This is a genomic window from Deefgea piscis (genome assembly GCF_019665785.1).
Classification (GTDB): Bacteria; Pseudomonadota; Gammaproteobacteria; order Burkholderiales; family Chitinibacteraceae; genus Deefgea.
In genome coordinates, this window is the sequence record NZ_CP081149.1 from 2,177,887 (window position 1) to 2,199,967 (window position 22,081).

Genomic DNA, 22,081 nt, shown 5'->3' on the forward strand with positions numbered 1-22,081 from the left:
GAACTTGAGTTGATCTCGCCACAATCCTGGTGGTGCGCAGTAATAAGGGTATTGCCTTGTAGTGCATGAATGATCATGCCTACCAAGCAATACCCTTTATTTTTTATGCGGCGTAGGAATACTCAGCGCCGCAATCTATCTAGCCCTTACAGCGGCTGCAGATTTAATTTGCGGAACAAAGCACGATCGCCTTCGACATCGGGATTACCGGTGGTTAACAATTTATCGCCGTAAAAAATCGAATTCGCGCCAGCCAAAAAGCACAGTGCTTGCATCGCTTCGGGCATTTGTTGGCGACCTGCCGACAAACGTACATAAGCTTTTGGCATCGTAATGCGCGCGACGGCAATGGTGCGAACAAACTCAGTCCAATCGACGGGCTCTGAGCCATCCAGTGGCGTGCCATCAATTTGCACTAGATTATTGATCGGTACCGAATCGGGCTGCGGATCGAGATTAGCCAATTGCGCCACTAAACCAGCGCGATCCAAACGGGTTTCACCCAAGCCGACAATCCCGCCTGAGCACACATTTAAACCAGCTTTACGTGCCTTACCCAAGGTATCCAAACGATCGGCATAGCTGTGGGTGGTGACGATTTCGCCATATTTGGCTTCTGAGGTATCCAGATTGTGGTTGTAATAGTCCAAACCAGCATCGCGTAATTGTTCCGCTTGGCCGTCTTTAAGCATACCAAACGTGGCACAGGTTTCTAAACCCAGTGCTTTCACGCCGGCAATCATTTTTTTAACTTCAGCTAAATCTTTGTTTTTCGGGCCGCGCCATGCAGCACCCATGCAAAAACGCGACGAGCCATTTTCTTTGGCAATCGCAGCTTTAGCGATCACTTCATCAGCGTCCATGAGTTTTTCGGTCTCTAAACCGGTATCGTGGCGCGCCGATTGTGAGCAATAGCCACAATCTTCTGAGCAACCGCCGGTTTTTACTGACAGCAAAGTCGACAACTGGACTCGATTGGCATCAAAATTTTGTCGATGCACTGTTTGCGCTTGAAACAGCAAATCATTAAACGGCAACGCAAACAATTGAGCGACGGCGGTTTCTGACCATAGCGCTTGCTCCGGATGCGGCGATGCGCGCTTAAATTCGATGGTTTGTGTTGCTGAGCTGGAACAATTCATTCGCTATTTATCCAAATAATTTTAATACTAAGTAGTGCCCACGGCAAAAAGCCACCGCCGACCAACGACATCAATCGCATTGTCCAAACGAGGCACTGAGTTGTCAAATTTATTCGACAGAATTTTGAACTACATCAGCCCACAACAATGCCTACTTTGCGCCGCCAGCAGCAAAAATAGTCTGTGCGAGCCTTGTCTTACCACTTTAGATCGCCCTTGCGTCGCACAAAGTTGCCCATGCTGCGCACGCCCCAGCACGCAAGGCCTCATCTGCGGCGCTTGCAGCAAAAATCCGCCTGCATTTGATGCCACCATCGCGGCGTTTCTGTACGCCGACCCGATTGCCTGCCTGATTCAAGCGGCAAAATTTGCTGGACGTTGGTCTTTATTACCACCGCTGGGCGAGCTGCTCGCCGAGCGACTCTCAAGCGCGGCACGGCCCGACTTAATCATCCCCTTGCCCTTGCATCCAGCACGACTCAAAGAACGTGGGTTTAATCAAGCATTAGAAATCGCCCAACCCATATCCAAGCGCTTACAACTACCTCTGGACTTAAGCAATTTATCCCGCCACAAAAACACCGAACATCAAGCACGCCTGAGTGCCAACGCACGCTGGCACAATATGCGTAACGCCTTTGTTTGCTGCGCCTCAGTCAATGGCTTACGCATCGCGCTGGTTGATGACGTCATGACCAGCGGCGCCAGCATGAATGCTGCCGCTAAAGCACTCAAGTCTGCTGGCGCGATTGAGGTGTTCGCTTGGGTAGTCGCCCGCACTCCCTAATAAGCCATTTCACCACTAGAGCTTATCCTATTGGCATTTGTCACAATACCGTCATCAGCGGTTTATCCGAGATGATCAGCACTCGACGCACCTCGCTGACGAGCTTGAAGCATCATCAAGCTCAAAATAAAAACGGAGATACCATGAATTTAGCGATAAAAACCACCACATTGCTTGTGCTGAGCAGCTTCATCGCCGGCACGGCCATTGCCGCCGAGAAACCCAATGTCGTGATTTTGGCTACAGGCGGCACCATTGCCGGCACGGGCAATACCAGCACCACCACGGTGGGCTATACCGCGGCCAAAATTGGCGTTGACGCACTGATTGCGGCGGTTCCTGAACTCAGTAAAGTAGCCAATGTGAGTGGCGAGCAGGTATTTCAAATTGCCAGCGAGAGCATGACTAACGACCATTGGCTCAAACTGGCCAAAAAGGTCAATGAAACCCTCAAACGCAAAGACGTTGATGGTGTGGTCATCACCCACGGCACCGATACCATTGAAGAAACGGCGTATTTTTTAAATTTGGTGGTTAAAAGCAATAAACCGGTGGTGATCGTCGGCGCCATGCGCCCAGCCACCGCCATTAGCGCTGATGGCCCAATCAATCTGTATAACGCCGTAGCCCTCGCAGGCAGTAAAGAAGCCATTGGCCAAGGCGTATTGGTCGCACTGAATGATGAAATTCAAGGCGCACGCGATGTGGTGAAAACCAATACGATGACCACCAACACCTTCCGCTCGCCTGAATTGGGTAGCTTAGGGTATATCGTTTCGGGCAAACCTAATTTTTACCGCGCTAGCACCCGCAAACACACTAGCAATACCGAGTTTGATGTTGCAAAACTCGATAGCCTACCGGCGGTGAATATCGCTTATGGTTCAGCCAATGCCAATACATTGGCGATTGACGCCTTTGCCGCTGCGGGGGATGTAGGGATCGTTTACGCCGGCACCGGCAATGGCAGCTTAGCCGCCCCAGTTCGAGCGCGTTTAACTGAATTGCGTCAAAAAGGCATACACATCAATCGCTCATCGCGCATTAGCAATGGGCCAACCATACGTAATGGTGAAAACAATGACGACAAAACTGACTTCACCGTTGCCGATACGCTCTCACCACAAAAAGCGCGTATTTTGTTAATGCTGGCGCTGACCAAAACCAAAGACAGCCAAGAAATTCAACGTATGTTCTACACCTACTAATAGCAAAAGGCACGGCTATTTGCCGAAATACAGTTCACTTAACGAAAAACCCTGAAAATCTGACGCAGAGACACAGAGGCGCGGAGGAAATTCAGGGGTTTTCAATTGATTTTCTCTGCGCCTTTGCGTCAAAAGCGACACCAGCAATGAAATCGAGGAAAAAAATGCCGCTCACTTGGCTTAAGTGAACGGCATTACGGCTATTTGCCGTGCCTTTTTTAATGCAACGACATCAGATTATTTGTTCAATCAAATTGCCATGTGTAATCGACATTCAGTGAGCTTTCATCAACACCAATGCGTGAGACCACTGACCAGTTTCTGGATAACTGCAAGGTAAACCTTACCGCATCACGCAAACCATTAAAGCTTTTATCTAGTGACACGCGTAAATTTTTAGCCAATTGCTTACTTACCGAAACCACCTGCGTGGTACTGCCATCTTTTTCACGAATGGTGTTGTAACCCACCTCATCAATGCCCACGGCACCAAACAACTGATCAGTTAAGCCCTGACCATTATTATTGCTGGCCATCGCATTCAAGACCTGCAAAATCAAAGCACCATCGGCTTTTTCCATATTTTCAGAACCATGACCAAACAGCAGCCATGAGAGCTTTTCTGAATCAGGTACATTCGGGTCAGAATACAAAGTCACCCGTGGCGAATACGCCGAACCTTGCACTTTTACCCCAGCTTCAACCGCCAAATTGGTTCGCACCGCCAAAATATCTAAACCTGGATTATCCAGCGGACCAATAAATGACAACACGCCGCGCTCAATATCAAGCTTTTGTCCGTATGCTTTATATTCGCCTTCTTCAACACTTACCGTACCATGCGCGCTCAGTGCTTGATTGCCAGTGGCTTTAAGCCGCAATTGCCCAATCAAATCAGCATCGAGCCCATAACCGCGAAAGCGAAAGTTCTTACCCAAATCAACCCCAATTTCGACACTGGCCGACATAGGCTTGGATACTTTTTTCGGCGCGGCACCTAACACCACCACATCGGACGACAAATGGGGCACATCGTTAGAAACAAACTGAATATCGCCCTCATCGGCAACAAACTGCCCGTTCACCGTCAAAGCGCCATCGTGCAACGCCATTGAGCCTTGCCCTGAAATCACCAACAGCATATCGGCCTTGCTAATTAAGGTGAATTTCTTAGCCGCCAATTTAATGGTTAAGTCCGGTTGCGCTTTGTCTTTTAAATCAATTCGCCCTGAGCCTTCTACCGTTCCATTACCACTACCGTTAAACTTCATGGTTTTTAGCGTTATTTGCTGGCCATCCAAGCCGATATCAACCAGACCTTCGCGCAAATGCACCCCCAGAGCGGCATCTCTATAAAGTAAACCCGTGCCTTTCACTTGTCCGGCCAAGGTCACCGCATCGCCTAGCGCGACGCGACTCACATCCAAATGCGCGCGACCACCCAATACCACCCCATCACCAACAAAAGGTGAAAAGACTTTTAAATCAGGCAAGTCCCCTACCAAGGCGATTTTCATTGCTTGCAACGCCGAAACACGCCAGTTCGCCGCATCGAGTAAACCACTAGCAGTCATGCCCACCTGCCCATATAGTGGGCTCGCCAACTGGCTGCTGACATTAAATTGGTTTTGATTGATTTGCCCTTTCAATGCCAGCGCACTCAATGACAAAGGTCGCTGCCCATCTTGCGCTCGCCAAGTCAAATCGCCACGTTGACGCTCTAAATTAAAACGACCATTAATGGCTGCCGCTGGCGCCAACTGAGTCAAATCCCAGCCTCCAGCCAAGATTAAATCACTTTGCATGGTTTTATTTTGGAGCAATTCCAGTGCATCACTTAAAACCAGCTGTTTGATCACCCCTTGTGTATTGATCGCCCCATTGCGCCAATCAAACTGGCCAATGTCAATCACGCTCTGCCCCACTTTTAGGCTAGCCGCCGCTAAGCGCAGTTGATCACCACCAACGATGAGCGCCGCACCATTTTGTAAATTAAAGGGCAAAAAGGCCATACCATTTAAACGTTCAAGCTGACCTTGCCAGACAAAGCCGGCATTCAATCCGCCTTTGAGCAAGGCATCTAAAGCCAGCTCATGCTGATCTTTGCTGCCCTTGGCCGTCAGCGTAATCACATGCTGATCTTTACGCCCACTCATTAAGACATTGGCGTTGCTCAGTTGCATACCGTCCATTTTTAATTGGTTGACCGTTAAACGCAGCTCAATCGGCCCAGCCAAATCAGCCTGAATATTGGCAAATAAATCAGCACCACCAACCTCAACACCCCACGGCGTACTTAATTGTTTTACATTGAGCGTGCCTTGCACATTGGCTTGCTGCATCGCGCCTGAAACCTGCCCCTTACCAGTAATCAGCCCAGAAAAACCTCGACCCAAGACCTGTAACTCAGGAAAATCAATTTGATAATTCAGTTTGTCGTTGCTCTTACCAAGCACACCTTGTAGATCGAGTCGATTTTTACCAAGGGCCAACCACAATTGCTGCACATTCAATCTATCGTTATCTAGCTTTAACTGGCCAGCGCCAGACAAAGGCTGTTGATTGTAAATACTATTTAAAAGCTGATACTCAACATCCAGACGCAACTCTGGCTCAATCTGGCCACTGGCTTTAATTTGGCTATTAATTCGCCCTGCTGGCGATGCCGCAATCAATTCGGCAGGATTAAACTGCTGCAATTGCGCGGTTAAGGTAAAGTCATAAGGCTTTTGTAAATTTAACTCGCCTTTGGCGGCTAATTGACTGCTACCACGCTGCAAGTCCAATTGGCGCACAGCAATACGGCGCTGCTCAGCCGGTTTTATCCAACCTAAATCGAGCTTGAGTGCAGTTTTTAAGCGTTGATCTTTGATTTCACCTTGCAGATTGGGCGCCAACCACGGCCCTTTCACCGTCATCAGCCCACTCATTTGACTGGCCGCTTGTGGTGACCAAAATTGCGCCGGGTCGATGCCATGCAACGCCAAATTCAGATCGAGCACTTCATCACGAATGCCGCCAGTGGCCTTGAGCTGCCCTTGGCCAGCAAACCCCACCTCCAGCTGCTTAATCTGCAAATCATTACCCGCTAAATTGAGCCGAGCATTCAGTGTCGCCAGCGGTAAACCATGTCGATCTAAAGTCCCGAGTTGATGGTTTTTAAGTTGCAAATTCATCACCACCCCAGTCGAGCTAGGCTCAACTTGTAAGTCAGCGTCAATTTTGGCTTGTGGTGCGGCCGAGCTCCATGCGGCAGGATTGAACTGCTCTAGCTTAATTTGACCATGCTGCAACATTTGATAGGCATGTGCCGCAAACACATCCAATTTAACATCGACATTAGCGCGCACTTTGGCGGCATTTAAATCCGCCTTCACCGCCAATGCGCGCAAATCACCGAGCACTTGGCCAACCGCCGTCAGCTCTTGCCCTTCGAGTTGCCCGGCCAAAACAAACGAGCCGGCAGTAGGAAACGGTGCTTTACCCGACACATTCAGCGCGGCACTTAACGTGCCTTGTGGGGCATGTAATTGGCTAATCGTAATGCGATGCTCTTTACCATTACTATCAAAGCCAGCTTGAATTTGCTTAATCGTTGGCGCGCCGCTGATTTGTAATTGCGCGATCCGTAGATCGAGCACTTGCAAACTTAAAGGCAAGGTTAAGCTTTGCGGCGCTGGGCTAGGCTTGGCCATCGGCGGCGTAGGTTTGCTTGCTATCTGTAAGATGCCCAAGCTTAATTCATTGATGTATAGCTTTCTAAGTAATAATGAATAAGGGGTCCAATCCAATACCCCGTGATCCAATTGAACTAAGGCGCTTTCGGTATCTACTTTTAAATTGCGAACTTCCAATCGCGACCAAAATGAACCTTGCAAAGACTGGATTGACACCATGTCGCTACGATTGATCATTTCTACTAACCGCGCTCGACCATAGTCAGAATCCAGCGCAAATAGCAGCCCAGCACATAGTGCGACAAACAGCGTAATACTGGCCAGCACGCTCCAAAAAACGCCGCGAACCACACGCCGAAATACACTTTTAACCGGTTTAGCTGCAGCCACCGGCTCCGCCGTCGGCACGTCTTCAGGTATTAAATCGGAATTCAAAACGCAAGACCCATCGCAAATTGAAAGCGAAATTGAGATTTATCGATGCCGTAGGCAATATCCGCGCCGATTTGACCAACCGGACTTAACCAACGCGCGCCAATCCCAATGCCACGCACTGGATTTAAGGTTCGCCAATCGCTGCCGGCGCCACCATAATCATAAAAAATGGCCGCACGCCAATCTTTGTAAACCAAATGTTGATATTCAATCGACGACGTCGCCAAAACGCGCCCTGGCGCAACCGAGCCATCAATATCCACCCCTAAAGACTGGTAATCGTAGCCACGCACGGAGCCCATGCCACCGGCACGAAACAACCATTCAGTCGGCACACCAATCGCACTACTGGTAAAGGTTTGTCCCAACTCCAAACGTAGAGCCAAAATACCCTCTTGCCCAATCTTGTTGTAATGAATGGCATTGCCATAAGCGCGTACAAAACTAACGTCACTCATGACTCGTTCTGAAGCGCCACCGATTTCGGCTTGCAGCATATAGCCGTGCCGAGGATCTTTTAAGCTATCTAAATCTCGGATAATCGTCTTGTAATTTAAGGTTAAGGAATGTGGGCGATCACTACTGCCATTGCTAATTTGGCGTCGTTCAGCCAGATATTGCAATGAAATATAGTGTTCTTGCCGTCGCTCAATCCAATTGCGTGAAACGCCAACCCGATAGTTATCCGACTGCAAGCCTTCAATATCGGAGCTGGCATAATTGATGTAACCGTTATGCTCCCAACCACTTGGCATTTTTGGGATGGCCACTGCGATATCAAATAGTTGTTCTTTTTGCTTTATTTCGAGCTTGGAATTAAATATCCAGCCACGATCAAATAAATTTAAATACCGATAATCCACCCCAGCTTGTGCGCCCGTATTGGTGCTGTAACCCAAATTAGTAATCACTTTATTGAGTGGCGACTCCTGCACATCAATTTGTACCGGTGCAATAAACGGCGCGTCCGGCGGTAAATTTACATCCACCAAGGCCGAGGCAAAATGGGGTAAATTTTGGAGTTCAGTTTGTAAATTGAGTAATTGGCTACGCCGATACGGCGCGCCTTCTGGCAAATCAACCAAATCACGCACCAGTTTTTCAGGATAGCGCTGCAAGCCATGAATTTGTACGGGGCCATAAACATAGGCTGGGCCACTGTCCATCGTGATATTTAACTGCGCAGTTTTTAATTCAGGATCAATGATGGCTTCACTCGAACTCATCACTGAGGCAGGATAATCTCGCGCCATAAATGACGCTAAAGTGCGTTTTTTTAAATCATCCCATTCGCTTTGCGTAAAAGACGTGCCAATAATCGCGTCGCTTCGTTCTTGAAAGCGCGATTCCAGCACCGCCAAACGCTCAGGATTATCGCGCACAGCCCCAGAAACATTGAGCTTGGCGTCATGAATCACCACCGGATCACCTAAATCAACGTGGATGTACACCACGGTTTTCCCTTGCTCGGTTTTTATCTCTGACACCGTTTTGGTATTGAAATACCCTTGGGTAGCGAGTAAATCAGCGACTGATTTTGGCAAAAATTCGAGTGAACGACTGAGTTGCTCTGGCGAATTGCGTGGGCTGTCTTTTAGTTTAAAGACCTCAAGATATTGCTCAAGTAAAGCCGACACACTGGAATCAGCGCGCAGCACTACACGATAAGTAAACGGCGCTTCAGCCGCCGCAACCGTGGTCGAAAAGACCAACAAACCTGCGCCAAGCGGATAGAGGGAAGAGAAATTAAACAAGGCAAAACCATGATTCACGCAAAATGCTACTTTACCCAAACTCAAGCAAATTAGCTGCATTATCGTGCGATAAACAAAAAAATCCCGACTTGTCTTGCGTAATAAAACACAAGTCAAAGTCGGGCACAGGAGGATGGAGTCGATAACGCAACTTTCGCTGCGGGTACTACGGTTACTACATGAAATCGGTGCTTAGCGCTGAGTCAATTTCCAGCCATAAGACTTAACCAGCAATTGTTGCTGAAATTCAATGTTTTTGATCATTTTGAGTAAGCCACGCATGGTGTTTCTCCTTAAGTTATCCGGTTGAACCAACCGGCCTTGCTGTGTTTCTTTCGATGTACGTACTTTAACAAAACTACCCAGACTACGCAAGTCTTTTTGTACTTAAATTACGTAATAAAGCATCAACACAAACAACTACAAGTACATAAATAAGGTCATTATTCATATATATCAATAGCTTAATATGTAACAAGTACTGATCAACACAAAACATAAATGTAGCATTACTACATTTAGACCATAAAACCACATTACAAACAACACCATGCAATGTAAGCCAAAAGAAAAACCTCAACCTAAATCAGGTCGGGGCTGCATCGTTATTTACCGTTTAACACATCAACCACCAAGAGTACCGATCGCATTCAGTCGCTTGGCCAGATGATTTAGCGCCACTTACCACCACGAACGGTTTTTTATGCTTTTAATAAAGCAGCCTTTAAACTATCACTGACCGGTGATTTACCCAGCCAGATCGATAGCATCGCGCTCGCAATTGCATCGCCTGTAATCATGCCGGCCACTTGACCACGAACCAGTACTTTCACCCCCTTGCCCGGCAAAAAGTCCAACACAATCACATCGCCTTTATTAGCGACCTTAATATCCATAAAGATTTTCTCAAGCTCTGCCACCTTGGGGGCAAGCGCTTTATATTGCGCTGCACTGAGGTTGTCTTGCAGCCCTTCCAGCAAAGCGCCGTATAAGGTCGCCGACTCCACACTGCGCAACATATCTAATTGAATTCGTCTTGGCGTAGTGGCATTGATAATGGCGTTGGCGTCATTGCTTTTGGCCGTGGTATATAAAGCGGCTACATACACCTCAAAAACCATTTTTTTGCGAATACCGGCACCGTTTAACACCAAGGGGGTTTCTGCTACGCTCACTTTCTCTGGCAGACTCACCCCCGCCATTTCCAGTGCATATGCCGAATTAGCCAAAAACACCACCATGGCCATTGCTGTGATTTGTTTTTTCATTGCGTTCTCCAAAAAAAAGCCCGCTTTTAACTCAGCGGGCTTTAGATAAATTGAATTTCAAATGAATCGCTTATAAAACTTGCAAAATACCAGCAGCACCCATACCGGTGCCGATACACATCGTCACCATGGCATAGCCTGATTTGCCTTGACCGCGCAGACCATGAATCGCCGTTGCGGCACGAATCGCGCCAGTCGCCCCCAAAGGATGACCCAAAGCAATGGCGCCACCATGTGGATTGACAATCGACATATCCAAATTCAAATCGCGGCTCACGGCCAGCGCTTGCGCGGCAAACGCTTCATTGAGTTCAATCCAAGCCAAATCAGACAAATTCAAACCGGCTTGTTTTAACGCCGCAGGAATCGCCTCTTTCGGACCAATCCCCATAATCGCCGGTGGCACGCCTTTCACCGCAAAAGAAACGTATTTAGCCAATGGCGTAAGGTTAAATTCTTTAAGGATTTTTTCTGAAACCAAAATCAACGCCGCTGCGCCATCAGACATTTGCGAGCTATTACCGGCAGTTACACTGCCTTTGGCGGCAAATACGGTTTTCAGTTTAGCCAAACCTTCCAAACTAGTGTCAGCACGTGGGCCTTCATCATTGAGCAAGGTTTTATTGATCAACTCCACTTCGCCGGTCGCCAAATTGGGTACACGATACGTCACATCAATGGGGGCGATTTCAGCGTTAAATTTACCCTCAGCAATCGCCGCCAAAGCACGGCGGTGCGATTCAACGGCAAAAGCGTCTTGATCTTCACGACTCACCTGCCATTGCTGCGCCACTTTTTCCGCCGTTAAACCCATGCCGTAAGCAATGGCGACGTTTTCATCGGTGTCAAAAATACTCGCGCCCAAAGATAATTTATTGCCACCCATAGGCACCATCGACATCGACTCGGTACCCGCCGCGATCATCACATCGGCTTCGCCCAAACGAATTTTGTCGGCGGCCAGTGCTACGGCATTAATGCCCGACGAGCAAAAACGATTAATCGTAATGCCGCCTACAGTATTAGGCAGCCCGGCCAGTAGCGCGCCAATCCGCGCCACATTCATCCCTTGCTCGCCTTCTGGCATGGCGCAACCGGCCACCACATCCGACACCAAAGCCGGATCGAGCGATGGCACTTGCGCCATTGCCGCTTTCAATACATGCGCCAATAAATCATCCGGGCGAACACCCTTTAGCATGCCGCGCGGCGCTTTGCCTACTGGCGTGCGCACTGCGGCAACAATATAAGCTTCTTGAATCTGTTTGCTCATTTTGAATTCCTAAAATTTGGCAAAACCTGATTCCACAGCCGGCACAACAACGTTTTTGACCGTGGATTCACGTTTGATTTTTAATTTGCGATCAGTCCGCCAACGCAACTTGAGTGTGCCGTTAACGCACTGTTATCGCCTTGTCGTACCTGCTCATTCACCGTGCTAGGTACGACAACGATCAATTTCTAAGTGGTTTATTAAATTCAATCATGTGCATGATCCGCTCTTGGGTTTTACCTTTTTGCAGCAAGCCCATAAAGCGTTCACGCTCTAATTTCAAGATCCAATCTTCATCGACCAAGGTGCCGGCATCGACATCGCCACCACAGACGATTTCGGCAATTTGTACGCCAATATGGAAGTCATACTTACTAATAAAGCCGCCTTCGAGCATATTGACCAATTGCGCACGAATCGTTGCTGCGCCAGAGCGACCGGCAACAGCGAAGGCTTTCGGACGTACTGGCGGACGGTAACCGGTTGCAGCCATCGCAGTGACTTGCGCTTGCGCTACATACAGCAACTCATTGGCATTCATCACAATCACGTCAGATTCTTTTAGGTAGCCAATTTGCTGACCTTCTTCAGCGCTGGTACCGACTTTGGCCATGGCCATCGCGAGGTAATAATCTTTCAGCACTTCCAAGATATTGCCGTTACGAGCTAAACGCGAAGCGCGCAGGGCAAATTCTTTACAACCACCACCCGCTGGCAACAGACCCACGCCGACTTCAACCAAGCCGATATAGGTTTCAACATGCGCCACCACACGAGCGCAGTGCATTAAGAATTCACAACCGCCGCCAAAGGCATAGCCTTGCGCTGCGCCCACCACCGGTACTTTGGCGTATTTAATGGCTTGCGACGTTTTTTGAAATTCAAACACCATCCGCTCAAGCGCAGCGAAATCGCCGCTCATAAACGCTGGGCCCATACTCATCAAATCCGCACCAACTGAAAACGGTGCCGTAGAGTGCCAAATCACCAAGCCTGGGTGGTATTGCTCGGCAATCTTGATTGACTCTTGGATACCGGCCAATACATTGGCACCCACGCAATGCGCCTTGGTTTTAAAGCTCAATACCGGCACGCCCGCCGTGGTTAAATTGCTCGGAGGCATCCACATCCGAACGCTGTCGTTTTCGTAAATGGTTTCACCAAAATCAGGCTCAGCTTCGCCCAAGACCTTCGGTGGATACAATTGACGCTCGTACACTGGCAAGGTTGAACGACCAACTAACTCTTGCGTCACCGCATTGAGTGAACCTGCTGGTGTATGCACGCCATCCCGCGCCAGCACCCAAGCTGGCAATGGGGTGCTCGACAAGGTTTTGCCCGCAGCGATGTCATCATTAATCGCAGCTGCAATGGTTTGCCAGCCGGCGGCTTGCCACATCTCGAACGGGCCTTGCTCCCAGCCAAAGCCCCAACGAATGGCAAAATCAACATCGCGGGCATTGTCGGCGATGTGCTCCAGTTGTACGGCAATGTAATGCCAAACATCGCGCAAGCAAGCCCACAAAAATTGCGCTTCTGGCAAGTTAGACGCGCGTAGCGACGCTACTTTGGCGGCAAAATCAGTGTTTTTCAGTAAAGCTTTCACTTCATCCGAAGCTTTTTGACCACCAGCGATGTATTCACCGCTGCTCGGGTCCAACATCAAAACGTCTTTACCGACTTTCTTAAAAATACCTTGGCGGGTTTTTTGCCCTAAAGCGCCAGCAGCAATCAATTGCTCTAGCCACTCTGGTGATTTAAACAAGGCATGCCATGGATCGGCTTGCAATGTATCGGTCATGGTTTTAACCACATGGGCAAACGTATCCAAACCCACCACGTCGGCAGTGCGGAATGTCGCTGATTTTGGGCGACCTAAACGTGGGCCAGTTAAATCATCCACCACATCAAAACGAATACCGAAGTTTTTAGCGTGCTCAATCGTCGCCAGCATCGAGAACACCCCGATACGATTGGCGATAAAATTAGGGCTATCTTTGGCGCGAACGACGCCTTTACCTAAACGTAGCGTGAGGAAAGTTTCTAGTGCATCCAGGGTATCGGCTTGGCAACCTTTTGTGGCAATGAGCTCAACCAGATACATATAGCGTGGCGGATTAAAGAAATGAATTCCGCAAAAACGAGATTGCAGCGCAGCCGGTACATTCGCAGCCAAAGCTTCAATCGATAAACCGGAGGTATTACTGGCTAAAATCGCATGCTCGGCCAAATGTGGCGCGATTTTGGCATATAAATCTGCTTTCCAATCCAAGCGCTCAGCAATGGCTTCAATCACCAAGTCGCAATCGGCTAATAAAGCCAAGTCGCTGCCGTAGTTGGCTGGCACGATGCCATCAATCCGGCTGGCAGACATCAATGGGGCTGGTTTTAATTTTTTAAGATTATCTAAAGCTTTGAGTGAAATCGCATTCGGATTGCCAGTTGCTGCAGGCAAATCAAATAATACGGTATCAATTCCAGCATTGGAGAGATGCGCTGCAATTTGCGCGCCCATCACGCCTGCCCCTAAAACTGCCACTTTGCGAATTGGCATTGTCAAACTCACACTCATAATCACTCTCTTCGCAGGCCAGCCCTGCAGCTATTCGGTTAGATTTTCTTCTTGCGCCCAAAACTCACGCTTTGGGCGCAATCTGACTTAGAAACGATAGTTATATTGCATACCCAAGGTCACTGAATTAACGCTGTAATTGCCGTTAATTGCACCACCCGAGGCTTCACTTGGATCTAAAGGCTTACGATTGATTGATGAGCTTTTTAGATGAACATAAATGGCTGCAAGATCAATCGAATTGTTTTTATCAATGTTGTATCGCGCACCTAAAGCGTACCAAATACGGTCGCTATCTGGAATGCTGGCAATGCGCTCAGCTTCATTGGCTTCTGGTGATTGGTCATACGCTAAACCGGCACGCAAAGTCCAAGTTTGATTCGGCGTATAAATACCACCCACAGAATAACGGCTGGTATCGCGCCAACGTGTCGCTGTCACTGAATCGGCATTACCCGGTGATTTAATGCGGATCTCGTCAAAACGCGAGTGACCGGTCCAAGTGTAATCGGCGGTCATTGCCCATTCAGGGTTAAACTGGTGAAAGCCATTAATCGAGAATGATTCTGGCGTTTCAACTGACAAAGTCGCGTCGCGATTTTGTAACGACGGTGATTTACCCACGGTCGATTGCAATGCAGTCGGCACCTTAAAGGTTAAATCGCCTTCCAAGGTATGTTTGATTTTTGAGCGATATGCCACCCCCACTCGAGTGTCTTCACTGATATTAAACAAAGCGCCCAAGTTAAAACCGTAGCCAATGTCGTTACCCTTTACTTCCGACTCCCCATCAAAAGCTGGGTTACCAAAAAACGCAGGGTTTCTTGTTGCAGTACCTAAATCCAAAGCTTTACTAATTTGACCATTAATATACTGCAGACTAACACCCGCACCGAGCGCCACCGTGTCGTTCACTTTGTACGAGATCGAAGGATTAACATTAATGGTTTCAATCTTGCTTTCTAAAGCTTGATAGCGACCCACCCAGCCGGCCTCGTAATCGGTATGCGAGCCAAACGGTACAAACACCCCAACACCGACATTCACCTGATCATTGACTTGGTAAGTGGCGTACAGATGTGGCACGGCCGTAGTTTGGCCAAAGCTCCCACCATTGCCACCCGTCACCGTTTTACCGGTGGCGGTGGTGGTTTTGATGTTGGTGTACTCACCCTTAGGAATAATCACATTGAGCACGCCACTGACTTGCGTACCTTCAAGACGGCTCATACCGGCTGGATTATAAAAAATGGTTGACGCGTCCATGACTTCGGCAGCACCGGAGTTGGCGACACCCTGATTACTCGCACTTTGGGTACCAAAGTGGTAGCCCGAAGCCAAAACTGAGGCAGAGCTGAGAAACAAACTAGTTGCACCGATCACTTTCATTGAACGCACAAGCATCTTCATTTTTATATCTCCAAGGGTTTTGTTGTACCACATACAATGTAAGCTTTTATTAGCTTACTCTTATATTACACAATCACTCGGTGAATGGCCTCAGAATCTGCATGCATTAACTGTGCATCAAAATCATCCACCATAATCACTTCCCGCTTGAGACGACGAGCACGCACCACTTCGGCGTGTTCTTCTGCAGTAATCAATCCCTGATTCAAGGCTTCTTGTAAGCGAGCCTGAGTCACAATTGCTTTCAACTTGCCTTCGCGCTGCGCACGGCGCAATTTGTTCTCGATGGCCTCAGTCGCAATCACCGCCTTCAAGGCATGCTCCAAGACACCAATCGAATCATTTTCATCACTAGAGCGATACATGAATTGCACCAAGCGATCACGCGACGCAGAAGGCTCCATCAGGCTACGGGCAATATCAGTACCGACCGTATCTGCTGGTTGACGCATCGTCATACCGCAAGGGAATACCAGCTTACGCACACACCATGCCAACGCCCGATTCGGGTGATTGGCCAAAAAGCCATTCATCGCTTCCTGACAATCGAAGAGCGCGGTTTCCACCGCCCAACGTACCAATGGACGATCTTCTGTCGGTTGGCCATCATCATTAAATTTCTTTAATGCCGCAGTGGCGATGTATAAATTTGACAACATATCGCCCAAACGAGCTGATAGTTTCTCTTTAAATTTGAGGCTGCCACCTAACGTTGCCATTCCCATATCGGCCAAGAAAGCAAATGCTGACGAGAATCGAACGATGTCACGATAGTGCTGTGCGGTCGGGCCTGACACTGGCACGCTGACAAAGCGCGCACCGGTCAAACCTAACCAGCAACTACGCACCAAATTAGAAACTGCAAAACCAATATGGCTGATTACGGCATCATCAAAAGCAGGTAAATCTTTATTCATTGCCGCTTTCAGTTCACGCAGCACAAACGGATGGCTACGGATTGCGCCTTGACCAAAGATAATCATGCTGCGAGTCAGAATATTGGCGCCTTCTACCGTGATGGCAACAGGTATAGCGTGGTAGCCCAATGCCAGATAGTTGCGTGGACCAATACATACTGCTTTACCCGCATGCACATCCATGGCGTCATTGAGCGTTTTACGCATTTTCTCAGTATTGTGATATTTCAAAATACCGGAAATCACCGATGGTTTTTCGCCCGAATCCAGCCCAGTCAATGCCAAGCGTTGCGCGGCATCCATCTGATAGGTAAAGCCACCAATACGGCCCAGTGCTTCATCCACACCTTCAAAGCGACCAATCGACAAGCCAAACTGACTACGAATACGAGCGTAAGCGCCAGTGGTGTAAGACGACAACATGCCGGTGGCAACAGACATCGCTGGCAATGAAATGCAGCGGCCCACAGACAAGCACTCGACCAACATTTTCCAGCCTTTACCGACGTAATCTTGACCACCGATCACCCAATCCATCGGGATAAACACGTCCTTACCCCAGTTCGGGCCATTTTGGAAAGCGCTAGTACCTGGGTAATGGCGGCGACCGATTTCAACACCTTTATGCTCGGTTGGAATCAACGCACAAGTAATGCCGATGTCTTCTTTCGATCCCAAAAGGTGATCTGGATCGTAAAGCTTAAATGCCAATCCCAAGATGGTCGCGACTGGACCCAAGGTGATATAGCGTTTTTCCCAAGTTAAGCGAATCCCCAGCACGTTGTCATGGGCGATACCAGTGCGCGGGTCGGTATAGCTGCCGCGGGTTACGATACCAAAGTCAGGAATGCCACCGGCGTCAGAACCGGCTTCTGGGCTGGTCAAGGCAAAGCATGGAATCTCTTCACCTGTCGCCAAACGTGGCAAGTAATAATTCTTTTGTGCTTCAGTACCATAATGCTGCAGCAATTCACCCGGTCCGAGTGAATTGGGCACCATCACCGTCACTGCGGCCGAGCCCGAACGAGTGGCGATTTTTGTGACGACGCGAGCATGCGCATAATTACTAAATTCTTTACCACCGAATTGCTTTTTAATGATCATGCCCAAAAAGCCGTTTTTCTTGATGAAATCCCAAGCTTCTGGTGACAAATCTTTGTCTTTTTGCGTGATTTGCCAATCATTGAGCATCGCGCATAAGGTTTCAGTCGGACCGTTTAAAAACGCCTCTTCTTCTGCCGTTAAAGTCGGTTTGGCATACTGATGCAATTTGTCAAAATCAGGCTTACCTGAGAACAAATCGCGATCCCACCATACCGTACCGGCATCAACCGCTTCTTGCTCGGTCTGTGACATTGGCGGGGTGATTTTGCGGAAAATACTAAACAAAGGCCCAGTAATTAAAGCACGACGTATTGGCTTGAAGTTTATGATAATCAACAGCGCGACCAACATACCCAGTAAAATTGGGTTTAAATTTTGCTGATAAAACGCATATCCTGCACCGATCAAAATCAGCAAAGAACTCCACCACAGTGGCGCGCGGGAATAAGCAAGTACCCCGAGTAAAGCCACAACTGCAACAATGCAGATAAAAATTGACATGATTAACTCCAAGTGGCAACTAAACGGCAGCAGGGCTATTTAAGCCTGCAGCAATGAAAGGTAATAACATCTGTGCAACTAACTGCGGATCACGAGCATTCACCAACGACTGGGTCATAAATAAGCGCATCACGTTATTACCAGCGAATGCGTTAAACATGGCGCTGGTCATAAAGTGAAAACGCCAACTCACTTCCTGACTGGATAAATGCGGCAAAGCCTGCCCCAACGCTGCAAGATAACGACGTGTCAACTCGCCATAGCGTTGTGGCAATTTTTCTTTTAATACGGGATTGGGTTCAACATAACTACGCGCCAGCAACTTCACAAAAATCAGCCCGCCGTGCGCAGGGTTACTCCCCATTTCCATCGCCGCAGACATAAAGGCCTCGGCGACTTCGGTGGCGGTAAAGTTGTTTTTACTACTAGTCAGTTGATTGATTTTGTCGAGAGAAAGGCGAGCAAAAGGCTCGGCTCGGCGCTCAAATACCGCTTGGAACAAGCCTTCTTTGGAACCAAAGTAGTAATTCACTGCCGCAATATTGACCTGTGCCGCGCCAGTGATTTGCCGCATCGACGTACCGGAAAAACCATGTTCAACGAACAAGATTTCAGCAGCATTTAAGATGCGTAATGATGTTTCTAGTGCCTTCCCCGTTTCCATGCCAGACCCCATGTAATAACTTGACTTGCATCAACTTCAAACGACTGTTTGAAAATTAAATCGAGCAACTACATCTGTCAAGCCTGTTACAGCAATCTAGGGAAGATCCTTAGTGATTATGCAAAATTCGCCACAGTCCTTGTTGCAAATTAGCAAATGAGATTTGAGTATCACCGGCAAGATCGACACATTTTTTTTGCCAATGCATCAAATCAAACCGCAAATCGTCATGGTCATCCGGCCAATCGATTCGCGTCAATAATTCAGCCAATAAAGCCCCAAAAGCTCGGACTTCAATACGCTCTAGCGCCTTTGCCCATGCGGCATCTGGCGAGTAAAACGACGCAGCACCAAAGTCACCCAAATAAGTTCGACCATCGGAGTGATGCAAAATATTATGCGCATATAAATCACCGTGCAAAATGCCGCGCTGATGTAAATGCCGCGCCGCATCGGCAATGCCATGCGCCAGCAGCAAGGCGGCACGCCAAGTAAAGCGTAAATCGCTGGCGTACACATCGGCAATACAGGTTTTTAAACTCGGTGGCGCCGCCAACACGCTAAATTCGGGTGAAATTAAAGGCATAATCAAGCCAGCACCCGCAGCATGCCCATTCAATTGCGCCAAAGCGCCAATTAAATGCGGATGCTCTCCTGCCGCGCGGCACACCGCCATTTCTGTTTGCGGCCAACCGTCGCTGGTGACTGCACCTTTAAAAATCTTTATAGCGGCGTCACGCGGCACCGAATGATGCCATTGCGCTTGATAGATGGTGCCCGACGCTCCTTCTCCGAGCTTTTGCCCTAGTGTTACGTCGGACGCATTCACACTCGCAACGTCATCCATCTGGTTTCGTTCGAGCGCCGCATTGAATGGATTACCACCGATCGCCAACCACGCCAATCGAGGCAACTGCAATAAGCACTCCGGAAACGCCGTCAATTGATTGGCTGCCACCCGAACTAAGGCCAATTGCTGGCATTGCGCCAGCGCATCGGGCAGTGCCGCCAAGCGATTACCGGCCAACATCAGTTTTTCGAGTTGCTGACAGCGCCCTATCGAGCTAGGCAGTTCAGTCAGTTGATTGTCCGTTAAAATTAACCAGCGCAAATGCGATGGAAATACCTCATCGGCGACATGCTTAATTTGATTGGATTTAAAGCCTATCATCGTCAGCGATGGGCATTGCCCCAATATCGCAGGGAGCTCAGTAAAGCGATTTTCAGAACAAAAAATCACTTCTAAATGCCGCAGCCTTGGCAAATCATCCGGCAAGCTTGCTAACTGATTACCCGATAGATTCAGAATTTTAAGGCTATCGGCCAGAGCAAAAATTTCGCGTGGGAACTCAGTCAAACCACAACTAAGATCTAAGCGCGTACAGCCTTGCAAGGCACCAGCATTTAATTGCGCTAACGTACTCAAACCTGCAAGCATTAAATCACTTCACCATCAATGTAAAACCAACGCCCATCTTCACGAACAAAACGGCTATGCTCACTCAAGCGGTACGCTACCGCACCGACTTTATAGCGCGCAACAAAGCTTACTTCACCCTCATCGCCCTGCTCGGCAGCAAAACTCACTTTCAAGCTTTGCCACTTCACTGCATCGTCTTCACTCACGCCTAAATCATCAGGGCGAGTTGAAGGGTGCCATGTGGCGCTTAGATAATCAGTTAATTCAAGTACATACGCACTGTAGCGAGAACGCATCAGGCTTTCTGGCGTCGGCGCAGCAAGACCGGCATGATAGCGGCCACAGCAGCGGCCATAGGTTGCAGGTAAGCCACACGGGCAAATCGATTGGGCAGAAACGGTCATTTTCAGAGTCATAAATCAATTCAAGGCGAGTAAACTGGCGTATTGTTGAAATAAATCGAAAATAAGGCAATGAAAATAAACACCAACCCCAATAAAATTGCGGCGGCCATCTTTGATATGGACGGTTTATTGATTGATAGTGAGCGCATGGCCTTAAGTTGCTGGCATGATGCCGCCGAACAATTAGGCCACGCCATTGCCGCCGAGATTCCACTGGGCATGATTGGCATGCACTCATCAAAAACCGAAGCGTATTTGCACGATGCACTCGGGCCTCATTTTCCAGTAGCCCAATTGCGCGCGACAACGCACGAAATCTACCTCGCCCGTAGCCACGAAACGATCAATTTGCGGCCCGGTGTGATCGAATTACTCGATTTTTTACAGCAAAATGCAATTCCCTGCGCCGTTGCTACCTCAACCAAACGCGCCATGGCGAATCATCACCTAAGCATCAGCGGTTTATGGCCTTATTTTCAATTTGCTGTTTGCGGCGATGAAATCACTCATCCCAAACCTGCACCCGACATTTACCTCAAAGTGATCGCTCAACTGGGCGTACACGCTGGCAATTGCGTGGTGTTTGAAGACTCTAATTTCGGCGCGCAAGCGGGTCATGCTGCTGGCTGCCGTGTGATCATGGTGCCCGACTTACTTCCCGCAACCGAGCAAACACAAGCGTTAGAGATTGAAATTGTTAATTCACTCATCGATGCGCGATCCATCTTGGAGCAAGGTTATGCCTAAAAAAATTGATTTTTTACACTCTATTGCCAAGCAACTGATCGTATTGGATCGCGCTAAGAATAAAATCATCAATGGCAAGAACAGCGAAGCGCTGCATCAATTTAGAGTCGCCTTACGCCGTTTACGCTGCTTGTTGCCGATTGTTTTAAAGCCCAACAAAAAACTCGACGCGGCGATTTTAAAAGCATGGCATGCACTCGCTAAACTCAGCAGCCCAACGCGAGATGCGGAGGTGATGCTGGCCTTACTGGGTAAAGACATCAATGCGGCACAATTTAACTCACTCAGTAAAGCTTATGTCGAAGGCATTGCGATTTTAAAAGCGGCACTCAGTACCACCGACGTAGCTACTTTAGCCATTAGCACCTTGCAGCATTGTCAGCGGCGCAGCAAAAAAATGAGCAAAGCGCAGTTAAAGCATCAGGTTTTATCGCAAGCCAGCCAGCAAATCCAGGCGCTAACAAACAAAAAAATTGCCTCAGCATCAATGGAACAATGGCATCAACGTCGCGCGCATATCAAACATTTGCGCTACTTAAATACGCTAGCAACAGCGTGGCTGCCAGCTCGCTTTCATGCGCTATCACCCTTGCTCAAAACGGCACAAACCTCACTGGGAAAATTGCACGATGCCAGCGTATTGGCGCAGTGGTTAGAAAAAAAACGCGTAAAAAAATCGCACTGGCACAATGCACAGCGCGATTGGAAAAAACTCAGCGTTCAACTTGGGTATATCCATCAATAGCTGTAAATATATTAGCTACAAATAGATACCCATAATGCGAAGCGGTTTAATCT

General features: G+C 48.5%; 15 protein-coding genes. 4 read left to right on the plus strand and 11 right to left on the minus strand.

From position 1 onward, the window contains the following. Positions 1-146 precede the first annotated feature (146 nt). Positions 147-1,142, minus strand: coding sequence for a biotin synthase BioB (bioB, locus tag K4H25_RS10090; RefSeq protein ID WP_221020392.1), 996 nt, complete (start codon positions 1,140-1,142; stop codon positions 147-149). A 100-nt stretch (positions 1,143-1,242) separates the two neighbouring features. On the opposite strand from bioB, the gene K4H25_RS10095 reads away from it, so the two are divergent. Together K4H25_RS10095 and K4H25_RS10100 are read left to right on the plus strand one after the other, a co-directional pair. Beyond that, positions 1,243-1,929: a ComF family protein gene (locus tag K4H25_RS10095; RefSeq protein ID WP_221020393.1), complete on the plus strand. Its 687-nt coding sequence runs from the start codon at positions 1,243-1,245 to the stop codon at positions 1,927-1,929. Positions 1,930-2,072: 143 nt separating this feature from the next. After that, the gene (locus K4H25_RS10100; RefSeq protein ID WP_221020394.1) at positions 2,073-3,137 is read left to right on the plus strand and encodes a type II asparaginase; all 1,065 of its coding nucleotides are present in this window, start codon (positions 2,073-2,075) and stop codon (positions 3,135-3,137) included. Positions 3,138-3,382: 245 nt separating this feature from the next. Here the strand turns inward: K4H25_RS10100 and K4H25_RS10105 are convergent, their stop codons facing one another. The 10 genes from K4H25_RS10105 to K4H25_RS10150 form a co-directional block, all read right to left on the minus strand. Further along, positions 3,383-7,249 carry a translocation/assembly module TamB domain-containing protein gene (locus K4H25_RS10105; RefSeq protein WP_221020395.1) on the minus strand — a complete coding sequence of 1,289 codons (3,867 nt, stop codon included), beginning with the start codon at positions 7,247-7,249 and terminating at the stop codon, positions 3,383-3,385. Continuing rightward, the gene (locus tag K4H25_RS10110) at positions 7,246-9,063 is read right to left on the minus strand and encodes an autotransporter assembly complex protein TamA (RefSeq protein WP_221020396.1); all 1,818 of its coding nucleotides are present in this window, start codon (positions 9,061-9,063) and stop codon (positions 7,246-7,248) included. The genes K4H25_RS10105 and K4H25_RS10110 overlap by 4 nt, the downstream gene beginning before the upstream one ends. A 641-nt stretch (positions 9,064-9,704) precedes the next feature. Beyond that, positions 9,705-10,271 carry a chalcone isomerase family protein gene (locus K4H25_RS10115; RefSeq protein ID WP_221020397.1) on the minus strand — a complete coding sequence of 189 codons (567 nt, stop codon included), beginning with the start codon at positions 10,269-10,271 and terminating at the stop codon, positions 9,705-9,707. A 70-nt stretch (positions 10,272-10,341) separates the two neighbouring features. After that, entirely contained in the window at positions 10,342-11,544 is a 1,203-nt protein-coding gene (locus K4H25_RS10120) for an acetyl-CoA C-acyltransferase (protein WP_173534266.1), read from the minus strand. Positions 11,545-11,725: 181 nt separating this feature from the next. Continuing rightward, positions 11,726-14,098 carry a 3-hydroxyacyl-CoA dehydrogenase/enoyl-CoA hydratase family protein gene (locus tag K4H25_RS10125; protein WP_255587509.1) on the minus strand — a complete coding sequence of 791 codons (2,373 nt, stop codon included), beginning with the start codon at positions 14,096-14,098 and terminating at the stop codon, positions 11,726-11,728. Positions 14,099-14,203: 105 nt separating this feature from the next. Beyond that, on the minus strand, positions 14,204-15,526 hold the full coding sequence (locus K4H25_RS10130) for an OmpP1/FadL family transporter (RefSeq protein ID WP_221020399.1): 1,323 nt from the start codon (positions 15,524-15,526) through the stop codon (positions 14,204-14,206). A gap of 65 nt (positions 15,527-15,591) precedes the next feature. Continuing rightward, the gene (locus K4H25_RS10135) at positions 15,592-18,048 is read right to left on the minus strand and encodes an acyl-CoA dehydrogenase (RefSeq protein ID WP_221020400.1); all 2,457 of its coding nucleotides are present in this window, start codon (positions 18,046-18,048) and stop codon (positions 15,592-15,594) included. Between the two features lie 19 nt (positions 18,049-18,067). Further along, positions 18,068-18,712, minus strand: coding sequence for a TetR/AcrR family transcriptional regulator (locus K4H25_RS10140; protein ID WP_221020401.1), 645 nt, complete (start codon positions 18,710-18,712; stop codon positions 18,068-18,070). 109 nt (positions 18,713-18,821) lie between these two features. Further along, positions 18,822-20,150, minus strand: coding sequence for a leucine-rich repeat-containing protein kinase family protein (locus K4H25_RS10145; RefSeq protein ID WP_221020402.1), 1,329 nt, complete (start codon positions 20,148-20,150; stop codon positions 18,822-18,824). Beyond that, positions 20,150-20,548 (minus strand): YchJ family protein, encoded by a 399-nt coding sequence (locus K4H25_RS10150; protein ID WP_255587511.1) that lies wholly within the window; start codon positions 20,546-20,548, stop codon positions 20,150-20,152. Before K4H25_RS10150 ends, K4H25_RS10145 begins: the two co-directional genes overlap by 1 nt. A 57-nt stretch (positions 20,549-20,605) precedes the next feature. On the opposite strand from K4H25_RS10150, the gene K4H25_RS10155 reads away from it, so the two are divergent. Beyond that, positions 20,606-21,283 carry an HAD family hydrolase gene (locus K4H25_RS10155; protein ID WP_221020403.1) on the plus strand — a complete coding sequence of 226 codons (678 nt, stop codon included), beginning with the start codon at positions 20,606-20,608 and terminating at the stop codon, positions 21,281-21,283. Next, complete coding sequence (locus K4H25_RS10160; protein ID WP_221020404.1) at positions 21,276-22,028, plus strand: CHAD domain-containing protein; 753 nt, start codon at positions 21,276-21,278, stop codon at positions 22,026-22,028. The genes K4H25_RS10155 and K4H25_RS10160 overlap by 8 nt, the downstream gene beginning before the upstream one ends. Positions 22,029-22,081 lie beyond the last annotated feature (53 nt).